This window comes from Neptunitalea chrysea, assembly GCF_027924145.1.
Lineage (GTDB): Bacteria > Bacteroidota > Bacteroidia > Flavobacteriales > Flavobacteriaceae > Neptunitalea > Neptunitalea chrysea.
In genome coordinates this window covers 1-17,964 of record NZ_BRVP01000020.1, presented here as the reverse complement: position 1 = coordinate 17,964, position 17,964 = coordinate 1, and the positions used below count along the sequence as shown (strand labels likewise).

General features: G+C 40.5%; 11 protein-coding genes and 1 pseudogene. 1 reads left to right on the top strand and 11 read right to left on the bottom strand.

Features of this window, described 5'->3' with window-relative positions; all coding sequences use genetic code 11:
• Positions 1-58: 58 nt before the first annotated feature.
• The 11 genes from NBRC110019_RS13360 to NBRC110019_RS16855 all read right to left on the bottom strand — a co-directional run bounded on the left by NBRC110019_RS13360 (position 59) and on the right by NBRC110019_RS16855 (position 16,147).
• Positions 59-970 (bottom strand): carbohydrate kinase family protein, encoded by a 912-nt coding sequence (locus tag NBRC110019_RS13360; protein ID WP_281755662.1) that lies wholly within the window; start codon positions 968-970, stop codon positions 59-61.
• 6 nt (positions 971-976) lie between these two features.
• Positions 977-2,533 (bottom strand): glycoside hydrolase family 32 protein, encoded by a 1,557-nt coding sequence (locus NBRC110019_RS13355; protein ID WP_281755660.1) that lies wholly within the window; start codon positions 2,531-2,533, stop codon positions 977-979.
• A gap of 16 nt (positions 2,534-2,549) precedes the next feature.
• Positions 2,550-3,959, bottom strand: coding sequence for a DUF4960 domain-containing protein (locus NBRC110019_RS13350; RefSeq protein ID WP_281755658.1), 1,410 nt, complete (start codon positions 3,957-3,959; stop codon positions 2,550-2,552).
• Between the two features lies 1 nt (position 3,960).
• Complete coding sequence (locus tag NBRC110019_RS13345) at positions 3,961-5,655, bottom strand: RagB/SusD family nutrient uptake outer membrane protein (protein ID WP_281755656.1); 1,695 nt, start codon at positions 5,653-5,655, stop codon at positions 3,961-3,963.
• A 16-nt stretch (positions 5,656-5,671) separates the two neighbouring features.
• Complete coding sequence (locus NBRC110019_RS13340) at positions 5,672-8,776, bottom strand: SusC/RagA family TonB-linked outer membrane protein (RefSeq protein WP_281755654.1); 3,105 nt, start codon at positions 8,774-8,776, stop codon at positions 5,672-5,674.
• A gap of 6 nt (positions 8,777-8,782) precedes the next feature.
• Positions 8,783-10,381: a glycoside hydrolase family 32 protein gene (locus NBRC110019_RS13335; RefSeq protein ID WP_281755652.1), complete on the bottom strand. Its 1,599-nt coding sequence runs from the start codon at positions 10,379-10,381 to the stop codon at positions 8,783-8,785.
• Between the two features lie 11 nt (positions 10,382-10,392).
• A complete protein-coding gene (locus NBRC110019_RS13330) occupies positions 10,393-11,748 on the bottom strand; it encodes a sugar porter family MFS transporter (RefSeq protein ID WP_373877002.1) in 1,356 nt (451 codons plus the stop codon).
• Between the two features lie 206 nt (positions 11,749-11,954).
• Positions 11,955-14,738, bottom strand: coding sequence for a hybrid sensor histidine kinase/response regulator transcription factor (locus NBRC110019_RS13325; protein WP_281755650.1), 2,784 nt, complete (start codon positions 14,736-14,738; stop codon positions 11,955-11,957).
• A gap of 606 nt (positions 14,739-15,344) precedes the next feature.
• Positions 15,345-15,497 carry a hypothetical protein gene (locus tag NBRC110019_RS16865; RefSeq protein ID WP_309297651.1) on the bottom strand — a complete coding sequence of 51 codons (153 nt, stop codon included), beginning with the start codon at positions 15,495-15,497 and terminating at the stop codon, positions 15,345-15,347.
• A gap of 64 nt (positions 15,498-15,561) precedes the next feature.
• Entirely contained in the window at positions 15,562-15,837 is a 276-nt protein-coding gene (locus tag NBRC110019_RS16860) for an SDR family NAD(P)-dependent oxidoreductase (RefSeq protein WP_309297650.1), read from the bottom strand.
• Between the two features lies 1 nt (position 15,838).
• On the bottom strand, positions 15,839-16,147 hold the full coding sequence (locus NBRC110019_RS16855) for an SDR family NAD(P)-dependent oxidoreductase (protein WP_309297649.1): 309 nt from the start codon (positions 16,145-16,147) through the stop codon (positions 15,839-15,841).
• Positions 16,148-16,496: 349 nt separating this feature from the next.
• Between NBRC110019_RS16855 and NBRC110019_RS13315 the strand changes: the two are divergent.
• A pseudogene (locus NBRC110019_RS13315) lies at positions 16,497-17,305 on the top strand (IS5 family transposase).
• Positions 17,306-17,964 lie beyond the last annotated feature (659 nt).

The window sequence follows — 17,964 nt, the reverse complement described above, 5'->3', positions numbered from 1 at the left end:
ACAGTGAGGTACGTTGTAACACAATTGCAGCTCACTAATCGTATAAACTTTCCAGGCCTTACGACTCCTCAGTGGAGTTCATAAGTTCTCGAATTTCGGTTTCCGATAATACCGGATTGGCTCCGGCACTTGCCGCCACCAAACTTCCCACCGCACACGCCATATCAATGGCTTGTTGCGGATCTTTGTCACTTAATAATTTACACAATAAGGTTCCTAAAAAGGAATCTCCTGCCCCCACGGTATCCACCACTTGTACATGGTATCCACCATTCTCATAAAATTCCTCTTTCCATAACAATACAGCGCCATACTTACCTCGAGTCACACAAATGGAAGTGGCTCCGCTTATAGTGGCAATACTCCTCATTGTTTCTTCCAACGAAGAATGGTCTTTCCCCATGGCTTCTGCTATTTCAAAAATCTCATCATCATTAAACTTGATAAAATCGGCCTGTTCCATCAAACTCAATAAGGTGGTATAATTGTAAAAAGGAGCTCTCAGATTCACATCAAATACTTTATACAGATGTTCTTTCTCTAATATCTCAAATAACGTTTGACGAGATACCTCATGACGACATGCCAGACTTCCATAAATGAGTACCTGAACACTATCGAGTACTTGATTAATTTTTTTAGTATAAGGAATACAATCCCAGGCAGCCGGATATTGAATATCATACGTAGCACTCCCTTGTTCGTTAAGGGTTACTTGTACACTCCCGGTAGGTAGTTGTTTCAACCGATCTACAGCACTCAGAAGAATACCTTTGTTATACATGAACTGCCACAATTCTTCTCCAAGATCATCCTGACCAATGGCACTAATCATAGCCACGGGAAAACCATACGATTTAATTCGCAACGCAATGTTTAAAGGGGCTCCCCCTATTTTACGATCGGTCCCGAATACATCAAACAGGACTTCTCCGAAACTGGCAAAACTGATATCTAGATTGTTAAACATAATAATTTAATTGGGTTTGTATAAGGTTAACTGCTCATAGGTAGCACTGCCTTCTTCGGCAAAGAGAGCCCAAGTCTTTCCGGCAGTATTATAAATCCGATTGGTAAAGGCCACCTGATCGTTTAAGTAGATGACCCCAACTCCTTTATTAACCGTAAGACTCAGTTCATAGGTGGCTTCCATAAAATCAAACGATAGGTAGTTCACCAAGGTTCGGTTCCCGTTGTCCAGCATATAGGCAGCCAATCGGTTTTGAGCAGGCTCCAAAGCAAACATGACCCCACTTTGCGTATCCGAATCGTAGCTGAGTATCACACCGGTACGCCCAGTGGTTCCCGGCGTAACATCCATAGTCATACGTGAAGTCGCCCCCAAGGTTTCAAAAGTGGCCAAAGCCCATGAATCAGCCGGTGAGAACAACCACTGATTCCCACTCTCCGTAACTCCTGTAGTCGTTGATACAAGCAACGGAGATGTGCCGGTATCAAAAGCATCGGAGACTCCCTGAGGTTGACTTACTCTTAGGGTACCATCGGCATTTTGTACCAACTCATGGGTAACCAAATTCCCAGCCCACTGCTTACCTCCTGCATTGTTTTCCGGTGATTTGCGTGCTGCCCATCCAAACAAATAGCGGTGATTGCCGTCGGAAGCCGTTTTGGCCGCATACATATATTCTCCATCCAAATGATCCTCATCAGGAGCTATCCATGGCCCGGAAATACTGGTAGCCATACGGTATCTAGTACCTTTGGCCTCGCTCCAATTCTCCGAGAATAACAGATACCAGTAGCCCCCCATTTCAAAGATATCGGCACATTCCAGCATCAGATAATTTTCCTCCGGAGTAGTAGTATATAATGGTCCTGTGGGTTCCCAGTTCTGCCCTGCCGGATCACTGGTCGTAAACACCAGCAGTACCGCCTTGCGTGCGGGATCGGTTTGAGTAGATACCACCATCCAGTATTTTCCATCCGCTTCATTGTAAAACACATGGGGATCTCGAAAATCATAATCGTAATACCCCGCCGGAGCTGTCAGCTTAAAATCCGATAATTTCGTCCAGTGTTCCAAATCGTCACTCACCGCACACAGTACACTCTCTCTGGGATTCTGTTGTATAAACGGAGACGATTCGTTATGCCCTGTATAGTAAAAATAATATTGATTTCCTACGGCAACCACAGATCCGGTACCCACACCAAAGTCAGGTTCATCCACAGCTCCATACGGAACCATCCTTCCCTTGTAATCATAGGTTTTTAAATCGGTTGTTTCAAACTCATGAATATCGTGAAAACCCAATCCTGAAGGCTTGGTTTTCGCATCATGTAAAAAATAGAGATGAAAGGCACCCTCTGCATAATAAGGCATCACATCTCCTATATATCCTTCGGTATAATACGGATTGGTCTCTCCCATCCACTTTGCCGGAGGAACCGGATAGATACTGGTCACTTTTCCAGTATCAATAATGGGGATAACTGCGGAATCATCATCCTGACAACCGGCTAAAGTAACGGTAGCACCTAGTAAAATTATTAAAAATTTGTTTCTAATCATTGTTATGCTGTTGTTATTAATTTTCAACCAAGTAGTTTAAACTGTTGGCTGTTAGTAGTTTTATATTATCCAGATACGCATTGGGTTGGCTCGGGTTGCCTGATGCGTCTGCCTCGTTGTACCAATCATAAGCGCCAAAGGATATAATCATCGCATTGATATCGGTTCCTCCATTGGGAAATTCAGCAATCAATACCCTACCGTCCAGTGCATCATCCCAAGCCTCACTAGCCAGGTTATTGCCTCCGGTTTGATCACGCCATCCTTGCCCATTACCGTAACCACCCCATTCTGGTAAGAACCACCAAGCGGTATGGTTTAAACGGAAGGTACCACTTTCTAAAAAGTACGCCTTACCGGGAGCATATGTATCCAGTCCTGAAAATACCGGATGGCTTTCATGACCTACAAATGATATTCCCCAAGAACTACCATCTACAAATCCGGCTGGTGGAAAATCTCCAAATACGTTGTTAGGGCCTTTACCTGTAGGTACAATATTCAAGGCTTCCACATACTGTGAGGCAAAAGTGGACAGAAGGATATTTCCTCCTGAGCCTAGGTAATTCTGTAAAGCGGTGGTTACCGGACCACTCAATGCCTGACTAGGCAAGTTCATCGCGGAATCATAATGCCACCAAATCACATCAAAATCAGCCAAAGACATACCTCCAGCGATATCTGAAAATGAGATATAGGTAGCTCCGTCATATTGAGCAAACAACCAGTTTTTGGCAGACAATTCATCAGGGTTGGTAATTTCACTTGCCGTAGCCGCCGTGCCTAAAAAAGCCACAGCAGGTCCTTCAACCGGTGTACTAACCACAGCCGTATATTCTACCATACTGCTGCCTCCGCTAACAGTATAAATTACCGGATTGGTGAAATCCTGCATAACACCTGAACTAGGAGCAATACTCACCCCCTCTGAGAGGGTAATTTCAGGAGTAAGTGCTGTGATATCAGTTCCTTCTGCAACCGTTAGCGTAATCATTCTACTGTTGTGATTAATTAGTGCTGATTGCCCATCAATCTCAAAACTAACAATGGGCTTAGCGGTCGTAATTTGTACATTATAGTCCTTGTATATGTTTCCGTTAATAACCCGATAGGTAATAGGCGCAGACAAGTCTATAGTACTTCCCTGCTCGGGATTTATGGTAGCACCGGCAGCAATACTCACCTCAGGAGTAACGGCGGTTACATCCGTTCCAAAAGCTACGGTAGCCGTAATAGTTCCGGCTTCGTGATCAATAACAGCCTCTTGTCCGTTAATTAAATACGATTCAATATTTACGGAAACATCCGTTACAAATCCACTATCGTTAAAAGGATCCTCGCAGGCTATCATACAGCAGGTTATGATACTCATCCAAAGGCCTACTGCCAGCCATGTATATCTGTTTTTTATAGGTTTCTTTTTCATCTTAGTATCCGGTATTTTGTTGGTATAATCCCTGACTAAAGTTGATCTGTGCCAACGGTATCGGGCAATATTCTTCTTTATGGGCATCGAAATTGGCCTCTGTATAGTACGCACGTTTGGTTTTCTCTTCTGCGTAATAGGCATTCATAGTCTGGGCAACAGTTCCCCAGCGTACTAGGTCAAAAAATCGACTGCCTTCCATCGCAAATTCTAAACGACGTTCCCAACGCAATGCCTGACGGGCAAAATCCTGGGTCCAGGTACAATTGACCCCGTCCTGATAGGTGGCTATTAAATTGTTGGTCGTATAATCTCCGGTCAGGGTAGTACTGGCCGCGGCACGGGTACGTACTTCATTGATTAAAGGTAATGCTTCCGTATACTGCCCTAGTTCAATGTAAGCCTCAGCACGCATCAATAAGATATCTGCATAACGAATCACAATACGGTTTTTAGAATTGCCATAAAACGGATCTATATTGACAAAACAACCGCAATCGGGAGCCACATTTTCTTTCAGAGAGGCAAAATAGCCATAGGTTGCAGGAGAACGATTCCAGCTTTCCTCATAGATGTAATCAGGGTTGTATTTATAAGGTAATCCCGGAATAGCAACGGTATGATACAACCTAGGATCCACCGTATAACTGCTTAACTGATTGTAGTCTAAATCCGCATCGTTATAGGTATCGAACAGTGGTAATCCATCGGCTGAGGTTTTAAAGGCATTAACCAAATTCTGGCTGGGTTTGTGAAAATCACAGCATCCCAATCCCTGAGGGGTAGATAGTACATCCCCATAATTTAGTCGTCCATATAACGTCCCGTCATTATCTGAATATTGAATTGCAAATACTGATTCCACACCATTCTCATAGGATTCCGGTAAAAAATTATAAGCAAAATCAGATTCTAAGGCATAAGCCCCCAGTATCTCATTGGTAGCATCAATTACCTTTTGCAAGGTCTGCTGATTAATTTGTGTTACATTGTAGTTTGCATCCTGTTCATAGGCTTGGTACAACCGTACCTTAGCCAAATATCCGTAAGCTCCATATTTAGTTACTCTACCTGCCTGCATCTGATTGTCAGGTAAATGTTCCGCCGCATACTCAAAATCAGAGGCAATGGCCTCCCACAATTCTTGATTGGTTAAATCCGTATTGGAAATACTACCATAGGCATCCACCGGCGTTTCATCGGTTACATAAGGTACTCGGTTAAATAGTATTTTCAGCATAAAGTAAAAATGCCCTCGGATAAAATACATTTCTCCCAATCGAGATTCCTTGGCTCTATATTCGGTATCTTCCAGTTGATTCAAGGCATTAATCGCCTTATTAGCACGAGAAATCCCTACGTAGAAGTTGTACCACAAACGATCCAACTCGCCAAAATCAGTACGGATATTACTAGAAATTTCAAAAAAGTGAAACGGCTGAATATCATTGGTTCCACTTCCGCCTTTATAGGCATCATCGGAACGTACATTTCCATAAGGCCACAAACTAAAGGGGGCATCGTAATGGTCGTTTCCTAAGGCGGCATAGGTAGCCGTTACAAAACCATCTACATTCTCCGGGGTTACCAGATTCTCTTCGGACAAAACCCCTTTGGGATCTACTTCCAAGAAATCCGAACAGCCGGCTAGGAGTAACATCAGGCTGCTCATATATAGTATTGTTATTTTTTTCATCGTTATTGCTTTTAGTTTATAAAGAAACATTGATTCCTAAAGTAAATGTTAGTGGCAACGGATAACCAAACCCGGGATTCTCCGGATCTACTCCCGTAAAATCTGATGCTGAAATAGTCCATAAGTTTTGTGCATTGGCATATACCCGTATCTTTTGTACCCCATATTTTTCCATTAAGGCTTCAGGAAGTGAATACCCAATTTGCACCATACGAAGTTTCAGATACGAACCATTTTCAACATAATAGGTAGAGAAACGTGACTCGGCATTGCTATCTACAGTGGTAAGTGCCGGTATGTCAGAATTCGGGTTCGATGGAGACCAAGCATCCAGTAAACGTGCCCCTTTGTTGGATCCTACATCATCTACACTCCAAAAATCGGTTTGATACTTGGTTTGGTTAATTACCTCTACATCTCCAATCCCCTGCCAAAAGGTGGTAAAGTCAAAATTCTTATAGCTCAAGCTAATGTTCATCCCATAGGTATAACTAGGATTCGGATTCCCGATCCAGGTACGGTCATCAGCATCAATAATTCCGTCTCCGTTCAAATCCTTGTAACGAATACGCCCTAAATCTTTTCCTTCTTGTACAGCCGAATTCTCAAGTTCCGATTCACTACGGAACAAACCATCGGCCACATACCCATACATGGAATTAATAGGCCTTCCCAAAATATTATCATCCAATCCGTTACCTCCATAATTATTTTTTACTTCTTCCGGCAATTCAGTAATCTTATTGGCATTGGCCGCTATGTTACCAGACACTTCATATTCCAAACCCCAAAAGGTAGTATGGCGATACTGCAAAGCAAATTCAATTCCTTTGTTTTCCATGGAGGCTCCATTCACCCAACGGTTTCCTCCTTCTCCAATCACCCCCAAATACGGAGGTAATACCAAGATATCTTTGGTAGCCTTTTTATATATATCTAAAGAACCGGAAAGCTTTTGCCCTAAAAATCCAAAATCAACCCCAATATTGGTTTGGGTAGTGGTCTCCCATTTTAAGTCATCATTCCCGGTTTGGGTGGCAATAAAACCAGAAGGTAGTAGTCCACTTCCAGCACCATTAAGGTCATAAGCAGTTCCGTAGGAAGTATTCCAGGTTGGGCTGCCTCCGGCATAATTAGCCAAGTATAACGAATAAATGGCTTCATTACTGATTTCCTGATTACCTGTTTGTCCCCAACCTGCTCGTAGTTTCAAGTCAGAAAAAAAGTTCAAGTATTTTTGCGCAAATTCTTCCTGAGAAATTCTCCATCCGGCTGAAAATGCGGGGAAGGTACCAAAACGGTTATTTTTTCCAAAGCGCGAAGAACCGTCATAACGTAAGGTTGCTGAAAACAAATAGCGACTGTCGTAATCATAACTCAGTTTTCCAAAATAAGAAAGCAAGCTGTAAGCTGTAGCACTTCCCCCGTTATAAGCATCCCCCGTACCGGCATCCGGATACATATAATCAGGATCTTCAATTAAAAAGTCTTCCTTACGCAACCAAGTGTTATGATAATTTTCCTGATACATTTCGGCACCTACCAGCATATCTGCGTGGTGTTTACCAAAACTACGTTCATATTGCGCAATAGTACTCCAGGTCCATTTGGTGGTTTCCGACTGATCGATATTCACTGCATTCTGGTCATTTTGCAAATACCCGGACTGATAGCTGCGCTGCAAGGTTCTTTTGTAATAGTTACTCAAATCAATCCCATAACTACTTCTAAGTTTTAATCCTTCCACCGGAGTAAGTTCTGCAAAAGCATTCCCAAACAAACGCATGTATTTATAGCCGTTGTCTTTATTGTATTCTAACACCCGTACCGGATTTTGTCGATCGTTCATTCCTCCAACCGGGCCACCCCATCCAATGCCGTCTACAGTATGTACCGGGATAATCGGAAGGGCTCGTAAGGCAGGATCCAATACGCCCGGATCGGTGACTTCCTTGGTCCGGTTCAAGGTAAAGTTCTCCCCTATTTTCAGTTTTCCATCCCAAAAGTTGTAGGAGGTATTCATACGCGCCGATAGTCTTTTAAAATTGGTAGTCTTTACTATGCCTTCATTGTCATAATACCCCAAGGAAAACATATAAGCTCCTTTTTCAGAACCATTACTCACTGAAAAATCAAGGGAATTAGATCTCCCCAACTGAGATATTTTATCATACCAATTGGTATTGGAAGCCTTTAAGGTATGAGCAGCATCCAAATACTCTGGTACTATGACTTTATGTAAAGTAGGTTGACCGTTTTCCACACCCCAATCAAACTGGTAACTAAGGTTATTCATGTTCGGATCCAGTCCGTCATTAACATTGGCTTGCCACAGTACCTGACCATACTCCTGTGCATTCAATACATCGAGCCTGTTGGCATAATCAGAAAAGGTACTGTAGTAATTCACATTCATACGTAACTTTCCTTTCTTTCCTTGTTTAGTGGTAATGATAATAACCCCGTTAGAAGCCCGTGATCCGTAAATACTGGCCGAAGCGGCATCTTTTAATACCTGAATACTCTCGATATCGTTGGGATTGAGTTCATGCATCCCTGCTTTGGTAGGAACCCCGTCGATTACGTACAGGGGTTGGGTATTGTTCAGCGTACCGACCCCCCGAATATTGATATTAGTGTTTGAACCACTCGGAGATCCGTCACTGGTAATATTCACCCCTGCCAAACGCCCTTGCAAGGCCTTAATGGGATTGGGTTCACTTTGCTTGTTCATTTCATCCACATCCACCACAGCTACTGCTCCAGTGATATCTGCTTTTTTCTGACTTGAATATCCTACGACAATAACTTCATCAAGTTCATTGTTATCTACTTGTAAACTCACGTCAATAGTAGTTCTTCCGGCTACCGGAATCCATTGCGTTTGAAACCCGACATAGCTATAGACCAGTGTATCGGAAGGGAGCACTCCCGTAAGTTTATAGATTCCATCAAAATCCGTTGTGGTTCCTTCGGATTTTCCTTTAATCAGTACGGAAGCTCCGGGCATAGGAAAATCATCCTCTGCAGAACTTACCGTTCCGGAAACCTCTATTTCCTGCGCAGTACACCAGGTGATTCCACCGAGGCATACAAGCATCCATAAAAAATTTTGTTTCATAGACCGTTACAATTTTAATTGGTTAATGTTCACATCTTTAAGTTGGTAGGGAATTATACTTTGAACTGCTATCAATTCTGTCAAGGGGAATTTTGGAAAAAAAATATTGGTCATAACCGTTACACCATCATCAAAAAAGAGTTCCAAAGAAGTTGTATCCAAAATCAGGGTAACTGTTATCTGCTTATCCTTGGAAATCCGAGGTGCTATGACTTGGTGGGAAGCAAAATCAGGATGAAAACCGGATGTTGCCATCGCAGAACGATCTAAGAAAAAAGAATCAGTATTCCCATCATAGCCAAAGGTTAAGGTATCGGCAGCCGAGGTCAATTGAAATGTATACTTCTGCTTGGCTACATCAGGTATCGAAAACGTTATCACTGTTTTAGTTAAGTCTACTTCCGAGCCCGGAGCCAAGGTAATATCTGCATCCACAGTAACTTGTTTTTGGTAACGAATAGTATCAGTATATGCCCATAGCTCTTGAGCCGGGGCGGTATGCAAACGGTATTGGTTTTGCTGTTTGTGCAAGGTAAGTTCCCGAGGCAAGGTCATTGCTCCTCTCCAAGTTTCGGTAGGAACTTCCTGTGCATACTGCCAGTTGGTCATCCACCCCAAATACAGAATTCTTCCATCCTTTTCAGGCAGATTAGCCCAAGAGACTCCGGCATAATTATCCCTACCAAAATCTAACCAATACGAATGGTTCTCCGGTAAATTTTGCATTGCTTTAACCGGGGTAAATACCTTACCATCAAAGTCTCCGATAAAATATTGGGTACCGGACCCTCCGTTAATAGCTCCTGGATTTAAACTTTGTATCAGCACCCATTTGGTTTCGTTTGTACCGGCTACCGGCATAGGAAAAAAATCAGGACATTCCCATACCCCGCCATGGGCTCCTTGTCCATTTCCAAATTCGGAAACTTTAGTCCACTCTTTTAAATCCTTGGAAGTATAGAAGTATACTCTATCTAATACAGCCAGTACTACAATCCACTGTTGATGCTCAGCATCCCAATGTATTTTTGGATCTCGAAAGTCCTTAATTCCCGGATTGGGAATAACTGGATTCATAGCATATTTACGCCAGGTAGCTCCCTGGTCGGTACTGTATGCTATCGCCTGATTTTGAAAGTTCTCTCTTCCTTCACGTTCTTTGATTGGATCATGGTAGGTAAACATGGCCACCACAGGAGGATTTTCTCGAGTTCCTAAACCGGAACTGTTTTTTAAATCTACCACAGCACTCCCAGAAAATATATATCCTAAACTGTCAGGGTAAATAGCAATGGGTTTTTCATCCCAACGCAATAGATCTTTGGTAGTTGCATGTCCCCAGTGCATCGGACCCCAAACATTCCCATCGGGATAGTATTGATAAAACAAATGGTAGGTACCATCCAGGTAGAACATTCCATTGGGGTCGTTCATCCAATGTTTTTCCGGAGCAAAATGGAAGTGAGGGCGGTAATCTGCATCTTCCAACGTTTTAGTAGGTTCGGTAGTCGTTATAGGTTCCTTAGGCTGTTGCGCCCCGCAAGCTAAGGTCATCCAAACAGCTGCATAACAGAGCCGTTTGGCAATTATAGTATGGTTCATCATCGTTGTGTTATTTAAATTTGATTACTTTCTAATACTACTTTTTTTTTCGCCCTGCTAAAGGTGAGTTCCTCACTGAGTTCCTCCAAGGACTTTCCTTTGGTTTCCGGCATCATATAGAGCGCAAAAACCAATTGTAAGACCATCATCAAGGCAAAAAATCCAAATACGTAGGCTGGACCAATAGTACCGAATAAAACAGGAATTAAAGAGGGTATAATAGCTGCCAATACCCAATGGGTTGAGCTACCGAAAGCCTGCCCGGAGGCACGTAAATGATTGGGAAATATCTCCGATATAAATACCCATATAATAGCTCCTTGACCTATGGCATGGGAAGCAATAAACAAGAACAAAAATACCGGCACCCAAATGCCTTCCCAACCTAGTAAAAAAGCCATAGAAACCAAACTCAAGGATATAATATAGCCTATAGAACCTATGATTAACAACTGACGTCTACCAGCTTTGTCTATAAGGTATACCCCTAACAGGGTAAACAGTAAGTTTACCACTCCAATTCCAATACTACTTAACAAAGAAGTACTCTCCCCGAGTCCTGCCGTTTCAAAAATACGGGGAGCATAGTATAAAAAGGCATTGATACCACTGAGTTGATTGAAAAAGGCAATTAAAAATGCCAAGGTTAACGGAAAGCGATACTTTTTGTAAAAAATAGATTCTTTAATGTTATACGAATCGTTCTTTTCTTGAATATACAACATCCGAGCTTCAATTTCGTCAGGTTTAACAAAAGAAGCCATTACCTTTCGTGCTTCTTCTATACGTGCTTTGGATATTAACCAACGTGGGCTTCTAGGAATAAGCACCACAAACAAACAATATAAAAAAGCAGGTGCCGCTTCAATCCCTACCATCCATCTCCAAGGCTCACTACCGGCATTTCGTAATAAATAATTGGATAAGAAGGCCATTAGTATACCCAATACAATATTAAACTGATATAAGGATACCAAAAATCCACGTTTCTCGGGAGGTGCAATTTCCGACACATAAGCCGGAGCCGCTATTGTAGAGGCACCTACTCCTAACCCACCAATAAACCTGAATACTGAAAAGGTATATGGATCAGTAGCTAACCCTGAACCTAATGCCGATATTAAATATAGAATTCCTATGATTAATAAAGTGTTTTTACGACCATATTGATTCGTGGGATAACTACCGAAAAGAGCGCCTACAACAGTACCCCAAAGCGCCATCCCCATCACTACAATACCATGAAAAGCGTCAGAGGTATTCCAAAGAGCTTGTAATTGTTTATCGGCTCCCGATATCACCACCGTATCAAAACCGAAAAGAAATCCTGCAAGAGCTGCACTGATTGACCAGGCATATAACTTGTTCATGTAACTATATTTTTGAATTGCTCTGGCAATGTAGACGGATTCAGATATTTTTATTTTTAAGATTGTTTCAATTATTTATACTCTTGGCAATATTTTAAAAAAAAACAATCAAAAAACTGAATACCAATACATTAACACAAAAGCAACACAAAAACGAAAACGTTATAGTTATACTTATATTACATTACTTATACTTATGTTACCTTTTAATGTTGGGTAGATCGGAGCTGAATTTGAAACTCACGAGGACTAACTCCATATTTAGCTTTAAACGTTGTAGAGAAATAATTAGGTGAAGAGAATCCTAGCTTGTAAGCAACTTCGGAAATGTTCATTTTTCCTGCGGCCAACCATACTTTAGCGCTCTCCAATTTCATCTCGTTCATATGATCACTGATACTATGACCTAATAAAGCTTTTACTTTTCTATACAATTGAACTCTTGATACATTCAAGGCCTCTGCCAAAGATTCTACCGTAAAATCAGGATTCTCAAAATTAGCCTCAATGAGTTCGTTCATCTTCGTTAAGAATTTTTGTTCCGAGCTATTAAACTCTGCATCATTATCCTGTATTTTATAAATATTATGAGTAAAGTAGTACCGTAACTTTTCCCTATTAAACAGTACCGTATGTAAGGATTGGCGAAGTACAGAAAAGTTAAACGGTTTAGTCAGGTACATATCAATACCCGATTCAAGTCCTTGTAGTACAGATTCATGGTTGGAAAAAGCGGATAGAATCAGAATTGGAATATGAGAAGTTCTCAAGTCCTGTTTCAACTGTTTACTAATGTCAAAACCATTGGTGTACTGCAAACTCACATCACATAAAATAACATCTGGAATTTCCTCTTGGGCCTTGCTAAGTGCATCGGAACCATCCGATACAAGCACTTCAAACTCATCCTGTAGTTTATTTTCTAAGAAAGTAACCAGTTCTCTATTATCCTCAATAACCAGCAAGGTATAGCGTTCCTGAGAGCTAAGTATTTTTGGAGACGGTTGCCCCTCTGTAATATCTAAAGGTGCCATACCTTCCATCAGTCCTTCCAAACTACCCACTACCGATTGGTAACCGGAAGTAGTTATAGGAAGAGCCGCATCTCCTGCTAAAAAGTGTAGCACAAACTCGGTTCCGTGTTTGCTATGTACCGCTGCCCTACCGCCATGAAGTTCCATATATTCTTTCACCAAATACAATCCGATTCCCGAACTGTTGCGATGATTGTTAGAAGCCTGAAAAAAGGGTTGAAATACCTTGGATAACTCGGACTCGGGAATACCGATACCGCTATCGCGGAAGCGAATGACAATTTCGCTACCGGCTATCTGCTGTACTTGTACGGTAATACAACCATTATCCGGAGTAAACTTAAAAGCATTGGAAAGCAAGTTGAAGAAAATTTTATCCAAATAATCCCTATCCGCATGCAATACCAATGTTTCGGGTTCACAGCTACATTCAAAATCGATATGTCTTTTCAAAGCTTCGGTAGCAAAGAACTTGGACAATTGATTTAAAAAAGGCTTCAACTCAATTTCTGCCACATTGAGTTTTAGTTTTTGTTCCTCAATTTTGCGAAAATCTAACAATTGATTAATGAGTCGATACAAACGGTTAGAATTGTAATATACTTGTCTTATATCAGAAACCATATGCAAATCCTTAAGCTTCGGATTCTGTAATAAGGCCTCTGTATAACCTAAAATTAACGTTAAAGGTGTTTTAAACTCATGTGACATCCCAGTAAAGAAATCAGAACGTGCCCGGTGCGAAACTTGTAATTTTTCAGTAACCACTTCCAATTCCTCTTTTTGTTGCAAGATGGTTTGGTTATTCAGCTCCAACTCTTTCTTCTTCTTTTTAATAAATACGGTAGAATAAATACTGTAGGCAGCCAATCCTATAGAACCCAAACAGAAAAATAACAACCCAAACAGCAAGTTACGTTGTGTGGTATATTGTGCTTCCTGTACCCGAATGGCTTGTTGTTGTGAATCAATGATGTACTGTTGCTGATCTATTTTATCCATCTGATTTTCCATCAATTCGGCATTCATCTTATTGATGATAATGGAATTCAGTAGATTTCTCCTTGGAACGGTTTCTCCTTGATACATCTGCAAGGCCAGTTTTAAAGCCTCATTCCCCCCGGTAGGATACAGTACCGTAGCCTCTAACATTCCCTTTTTCACCAATTGAATACCCCCATTGGGTGTATTAAGTCCATCTACCCCCACAAATTTAAGTTGGTGTTCTAATCCCATAGATTGTGCCACCTCCCAAGCACCCAAAGCCATACGATCATTTTGAGCATATACATATTCTACATCTGGAAATTCGGCAAGTATTTTTTTTAGAGGTTCTTTAACCGATCCCTTTTCCCAATCACCGTCAATGGTAGCCACTACGGAAACCTTGGGATAATCACGGATAATCTGCGAGAAACCAAGTCCGCGTTCATAGGCCGGAGAAGATTCTTTCAGACCCGTAATTTCGATAATCTTCCCGGATCCGGATTGATTGGCTACAATATAATTGGCTGCCGTTCTACCGATTTCAATATTATCGGCACCCAAATATGCAGTATAAGATTCCCCCTCTATTTTACGATCTACTATTAATACCGGAATACCTTTCTTATAAGCTTTTTTCACTATCGGAGTAATGGGCTCAGAAGCTATAGGAGAAACAATCAATACATTAATATCAGAATCTAATAAAGATTGAATATCTTGAATCTGAGTGGCTACATCGTTATGTGCATCGGCAATCATTAATTCCACTTCAGGATGTAAGGAAGCTTCAATTTTCATGGACTTATCCATCTGCTGTCGCCATTCATCGGTAGTCATTGCCTGTGAAAAACCAATTCGGATGTGATCTTTCTCCTGACGGTCACTTCCCGATTGGCAGCCGATGCATAGCCCCAAACAACCTAGAATCATTCCAAAAACCTTTAGGTACCCTTTCTTAATTTCCCCCATAACTCGTAGCTCTATAGGTGCAATTTAAGCAATAAAATAGTTAAATAGGAAGGATTTTATTGCTTTTAAAAGTTTACAAATAATACTTGAAAACTTTATATACTTTCCGGTGAAATCCACTCCGCCCAAATTTGGGGTAATTCTCCTCTAAATCCCATGATTGGGAGCGCATCAATTTGCTTCGCTTCTTCCTCAGACAATGCAAAATCGAAGAGTGTGCTATATTCTCTTGAATCCGCTGGGAAGTTGCAGATTTAGGGATTACCACCACTTGGTGTTGGATAATCCACCGCAGGCAAATTGTCTTCTCTTATTAAAAACCCATCAAAATTACACCTCATTCTAACCCAAACACTGTTAAAATAAGGAAAAGTTAACTTCTGTATTGTAAAAATTAAGCACCATTCCTTTGGAAAGCTCACTGACATCTGCCTGTATACTTCCATAATCGACCAAACTTATGAGCGGATGTAACGGTTTTTGGAAGTCCCATTGCCTTGTGTAAGGCGGAAATAGAATTAAATACAAAGGGTTTCATAGGCTTTAATTTTAGGTACGTCTGCTACAAATGTATGCATTACATTTATGTAGGCTTATTAATCAAATTTAATTAAGCATCGATTTTATCCGCTGGTAATGTTGTTCAGCCCCTTGCTCAGTACGCTCTTTATATAACTCAATGGCATCTTCTCCGGCAACATAGCGCAGCTGGTCTTTCCCTTCGGTAGCTGCTTGGTAAATGACCTTCGCAATAGCCATGGCTTCGGTATAATTTTCCAGTTGCTCCGGGCTATACCCTTCACTGACTTTGGCTACTAAATTTTCATAAGCCGGATGGCTGCCCCATATCCATCGAGCGTGTAGCAAAATCTGCTTTAATACCTCCAGGCGCTACCATCTTCACACGAATACCAAACCCGGCCAGTTCATAGGCTAGACTTTCTGAAAAACCATCAACAGCAAATTTTGTAGCTGAATAAACAGAGCAGGTTGGAAATCCTAACAAACCAAAACTTGAAGTGATATTGATAAAATTGCCTGATTGTCGTTTTCTAAAATAAGGGAGGAAAGCTTTGGTTACAGCTATAACACCTAACAAATTAGTATTGATCTAGTTTTACAATTTGTGTTTGAGATAATCCTTCCAAAGGCCCAATAAGTCCATACCCTGCATTATTCAAGACCAAGTCAATTTTATAATTCGCTGTAAGTTCCTTGACCAAAGAATCCATATTTTCTGTTTCAGTGATATCCAGTTGATGGATAGAAACATTTTCTAATACTGACAGTTCCTGTTCTTTTTCAGGATTACGCATTGTGGCAATGACTTGCCAGCCGTTCTTTTGAAATAATTTGGCGGTTTCCTTTCCTAATCCGGAAGAGGCTCCGGTAATAAAAATAGTTTTCATTGTGATATATTTTAAATTTCTATACCACAAAGATGAGCCGAAGTAGGTACTAAAATGTTTCCGAAATGGTATGTATTGTTTCCTGATTGACGTATGAAAAATGATTAGGTTAATAAGTGGATTGAAAACCCAAGTATAATACGACTTGCGAGAAATGGTTCGATTTCCTCTTTATTTCAATATTTCAGTGTATTTACTCCACCTTACTAAATTTTTTTTCACCCCTTAAGTACTAAAATAAACTTGTATAATATATTATAATGAAGTGATTTAAACTTTTTTTAGAATAAAGTAAAAGGGTTGTAGATATTTGTGTTGCTAAACATACAATTATCAAAACCAACCCTTTATGTACAGTGTACTTGACAAAGATACAATAGAATTAAAGATAGTTCCTTATATACCTAAAGCCCGTCGTGGATTTGCTGTAACTGTTCCCTTGTCAGAGATCATAAATGCGATACTTTATAAGCTTAAAACTGGTGTGCAATGGTTTCAGCTTCCGGTAAAAGCTATTTTTACAGGGAAGGTTGTATGCTGGCAATCCGTTTACTATCATTATCGCAAGTGGAGTCGGTGTGGTTTTTGGAAAGCTTGCTGGATTGAATTTCTTAAGCGTCATCGCTCAAAACTTGACCTTTCCAGTGTGGATTTGGATGGAAGCCATACGCCTGCCATCAGAGGTGGTGAGCAGGTTGATTATCAGGGAAGGAAGAAACGAAAAACAACCAATTCACTCTACCTGACCGATAGGCATGGATTGCCATTAGCAATGTCAGAGCCTATTGCAGGAAACCACAATGATTTATATAATATTGAGGTTCAGTTTGAAAAGGTTACTGCAAATTTAGAACAAGCTAATATTGCTGTAGATGTGTTATTCCTCAATGCAGACGCAGGTTTTGACTCTAAAGAGCTAAGAAAAGTTTGTTCAGGCAATATTTGTTTTAACAAACGTAACAGCAACCATGAGAGAGATGAATATTTTGATAAAGAACTTATAGGCAGCAATATGCCATTAAGCGAACCAACCCATGGTTGGATGGGTTTAGATCACTCCTTAATAGATATGATACAACCACTGAATCTTGGAAAGGTCTTTATTACATAGCTTTTATTGTTATAGCATCAAGAAAATTTAAAAAGAAAAAAGTTTAAATGAGTTCAATATTAATGAATATAATTCACACATGTGATTTCACATAATTTTTCCTATAATTTGAACGTTTTATCCCCTATTTTATCTTAAAAAACTTAGCGAAATGTTAAAGTGACACCAATATGGATACCCCCTATCCTAGCGTCCACGCTAAACCCTTGTAAACACTAGGAAATTGAAATTCTGGTCGTTCTCTCCGACTCCACTTTTTATAACACAAACAACTTTAAAAACCCTGTAATCGTATGACTTACAGGGTTTTTAATTTTTTACAAGTATTTAAAAGGTAAATAAAGTCATCTATTTTAACACCATATCTCTAATTTAAAACAGAAACTTCAAATCCATTTGTAAGCTCCCCATAAGACTGAACTGTTTACAAGTATAAATTTTAGTAACTTTAAACAGTGTGAAGAAGAGTAAATTTTCACCGGTATAAATCGCTAAGATTTTAAAAGAGTTTGACAACGGAAAAAGTGCTGCCGAGATTTCTCGGGAACATGGAGTAAGGCTTACCGTGTTTTACTAAGTAGTAAAATACACTTTTACTATAGCTTACAAGAAAAAGATGATTCAGCTATAGAACAAGCACTTAAAGAAAAAGTATCAGCAGCTTGGGTTAAGTCTACGGCGTAAAGTAAAGAAGCGTTTACCAGCC